The organism is Microcoleus sp. BR0-C5, assembly GCF_036705045.1.
Lineage (GTDB): Bacteria > Cyanobacteriota > Cyanobacteriia > Cyanobacteriales > Microcoleaceae > Microcoleus.
Genome location: NZ_JAUBTR010000069.1, coordinates 1 through 3,257, shown reverse-complemented (window position 1 = coordinate 3,257; position 3,257 = coordinate 1). Strand labels below are relative to the sequence as shown.

At 48.5% G+C, this 3,257-nt stretch carries 2 protein-coding genes; one reads left to right on the top strand and one right to left on the bottom strand.

Features of this window, described 5'->3' with window-relative positions; translation table 11 throughout:
- The coding region (locus QUB08_RS25230; protein ID WP_333228148.1) for a BamA/TamA family outer membrane protein at window positions 1–1,581 on the top strand (1,581 nt) is incomplete at its 5' end.
- 45 nt (window positions 1,582–1,626) lie between these two features.
- On the opposite strand, the gene QUB08_RS25225 is transcribed toward QUB08_RS25230, so the two are convergent.
- On the bottom strand, window positions 1,627–2,430 hold the full coding sequence (locus QUB08_RS25225) for a transposase (protein ID WP_333228146.1): 804 nt from the start codon (window positions 2,428–2,430) through the stop codon (window positions 1,627–1,629).
- Window positions 2,431–3,257: the final 827 nt, after the last annotated feature.

Here is a 3,257-nt window from a genome sequence, read left to right as displayed (position 1 = left end):
GCATCTCTCAAGAACGGTGCAGCATCTGTCAAGAACGGGCAAGATGCCCGTTCCACAAGAGATGAATTGTTTGGTGGAACAGGAATGTTGGCTGAAGTACGCGGGGTGCAGCTATCCCCTAGGGAATCTCCCTCACTCAAGTCCAGCCACCATAAAGATTTTACATCTCTGTTAAAAACTCCGGCGACGATCGCAGCCAACGCCGAAATGCCCGAAGCAGTAAACAGCAACGCCCGACAGCTAGGTGGTACTCTACAAATCAGTCAAGCGGGCAATGCTGAAGGTGTTTACGTTGCAGAGGTGAAAATTCGCTTTGTCAATTCCACAGGTGAAGCTGTGGATAAAAAAGGGAATCCGGTTGAGGGCAGAATTTCGGAAGATTTTATCCGAGGTGAGCTCAAACTCAAGGCGGGGGATAACTACAGCCGGGAAGTTGTACGATCGGATTTACAGCAGTTGCAGCAATTGGGATTGTTTGACAAGGTTACGGTTTCGATCGAAGAAGTTGGCACGGATGTTAATGTAATCTACAACGTTCAAGAGCGATCGGCTCGCTCTTTTGGCGTGAGTGCCAGTCTTAGTGATGATGTTGGCGTTGCTATTCCTCTTTCATATACAGATCGAACTTTCGGCCGCACCCCACAGCGGCTGTCGGTGGAACTTGAACCCAGCCTCCGAGGTATCCAGTACGATGTCGAGTTTGTCAGCCCTTACGTTGCCGCCGAAGACCGTTTGGGATACAGTGTGAGAGCTTTTGGCGATCGCAGAATATCGGAAATTTTCAACAAAGATATTGATTTGCCCAACGGGAACCGGGTACGGGAAATTCGGGTGGGGGGAAATCTCAGGTTTACCAGACCTTTGGGCAATTGGCAATCGACTTTGGGACTGAATTATACAAATATCAGCACGCGCGATCGCAACTTAAATATCGCCCGCCGCGACGAGCTCGGCAATCCTCTCTCATTCAGCGGCAGCGGCGTTGACGAGTTATACACTGTTTCTTTGGGTGCGATGCTCGATCGGCGGGACAATCCCTTCAACCCCACCAGCGGCTCGATTCTCAGCCTCAGCACCGAGCAGTCGATACCTCTGGGACGAGGTAACATTGTGAGTAACAGGCTGTTAGCAAATTATATACACTATGTACCAGTAACTTTGCTGGGCATTAGCGAGTCCGAAGCCTTGCCCGAAATGCTGGCTTTTAACTTGCAAGGGGGGACGGTAATCGGGGATTTGCCACCAACGGAAGCTTTTCGCCTCGGTGGCCGCAATTCTGTGCGGGGTTACGATAGCGGGGATATTGGCAGTGGCCGGAGTTATTTTTTAGCTTCCGGGGAATATCGGTTTCCTGTGGGTCAGGATGTTGGCGGCGTGATATTTGTTGATTTTGCGTCGGATTTGGGAACGGGAGATAGCGTGTTGGGGAAACCGGCGGTAGTCAGGGACAAACCGGGGACTGGGGCGGGTGTTGGGGTGGGTGTGAGGGTGCGATCGTCCTTTGGATTAATTCGCTTAGATATGGCTGTTAGCGACTCCGGCGACCTCAAATTTATACTAGGTACCAAGCAGCGATTTTAAATTAGTCATCAGTCACGAGTTAAATGTAGATACTGTCTTGAACTGTCAAGGGGTAGCAGTCAAATAATTGGGGTCGAAAGGCTTTTGGGATTTTAAAATCCCAAAAGCTAAATGTACTAACTTTCGCATCAAAGCACCAATCACCTGCATTTTGACTTTACCGCGCCCCAATAATCGTTCGCTCATAGCTTTGAGTAACGGGTTGTGACGCATCGCTACTACTGCTGGCATATACAGCGCCTTTCGCAGTCGGACATTACCGGTACAGGACAAACGAGTTTTGCCTTTAACCGAAGTCCCAGAACTCCGTTCACAGGGAGTTAAACCCGCGTAAGCAGCTAATTGACGGGCATTGTCGTAATCGGAAATCTCACGAATTTCAGCTAACAATACCGAGGCCGTCTGTTCACCAATTCCAGGAATTGAGGTCAAGAGGTCACGTTGTTGTTTTAAATGTGGGTACTGGTCAAAATGGTCGCGTCGGAGTTTTTTGATCAGTTGCTGTTGCTCTTTTAGATACTCCAAGTGTGCCAGGGTAAGACCGGCAACAGTTGGCGTAGCTGTTTCCCGACGGTTCTGCTCGCTCGTAGCCATTTCAATCACAGATTCGAGCCGTCGCAACAGGGCTTGTAATTCTTTGACTTCAGGCGCGGTTGGTGTCCACAGAGCCGGTTTCATCGCCGCACAAAAACGAGCAATCAGTGCCGCATCTACGGAGTCAGTTTTAGTTCTCAGAAGTTCGCTTTTGGCAAACCCTTTAATCCGGACCGGATTGACAATACTTACCTGAAAGCCTTCCCCATAAAGGAATTCGGCTAAGGCTTCGCCGTAAATGCTAGTAGCTTCCATGTGCTCGCATGGAGTTCGACTACATTTTGTTGTTTCAACCAGTTATGTAAACTCTCAAAACCTGGAGTATTGTTGGTAAACTTTTTGGGTTTAGTCGCACGACCTTCTCTCAGTAATGAGACATGAAAGTCTCTTTTACTGATGTCTATGCCGTATACTGTTGATGTCATTGTTTGCTCCCGATGTACTCCGATTTATAAAAGAACCGACAGGCAATAGAAGACTAACAAGAGTCAATGCAGGCTTTCCCGATCAGAAGATCGAGAGCCTCAGATACTGTCCAGCTTTATGTGTGCCTGTCATCAGTCATGGGAGCTTATCTACGCAACAGACTTGCCAAAGTCTAAGGGGCGGGCCAACTTCACCGATTTCTGATGTCCGATCACAACACTTTCTGCTGAAACTTGCACTCCCGGCGCTACATTTTTCTTGTTTCTTTAGATTTACGCCTACTCGATAGAGCGATCGCCCACTTATCGGTACGATCGCCTGCTTGACGGAGCGATTGCCTGCTTGACGGAGCGAGCGCCTGCTTGACGGTACGATCGCTACACCAACTCTTTTAAGATACAAGGGGCGGGTTTTACCAACAATATTTGATAACCGCAAACAATCTTGTAAACCCGCCCCCACACAACCGATAACCCAGATTAACCTGATATTCGAGCGAATCCAAAAAATGTAGATTCGGATTTGTCGTTAGGTGGGGGCGGGTTTATTATATTGTTGTTTTCTGGCATAGATAATTGATAAAACCCGCCCCTTGTATCTTAAAAGAGTCAGGCGATAGATCGCTACGTCAGTCAGTTGATCGAGCCGTCAATCAG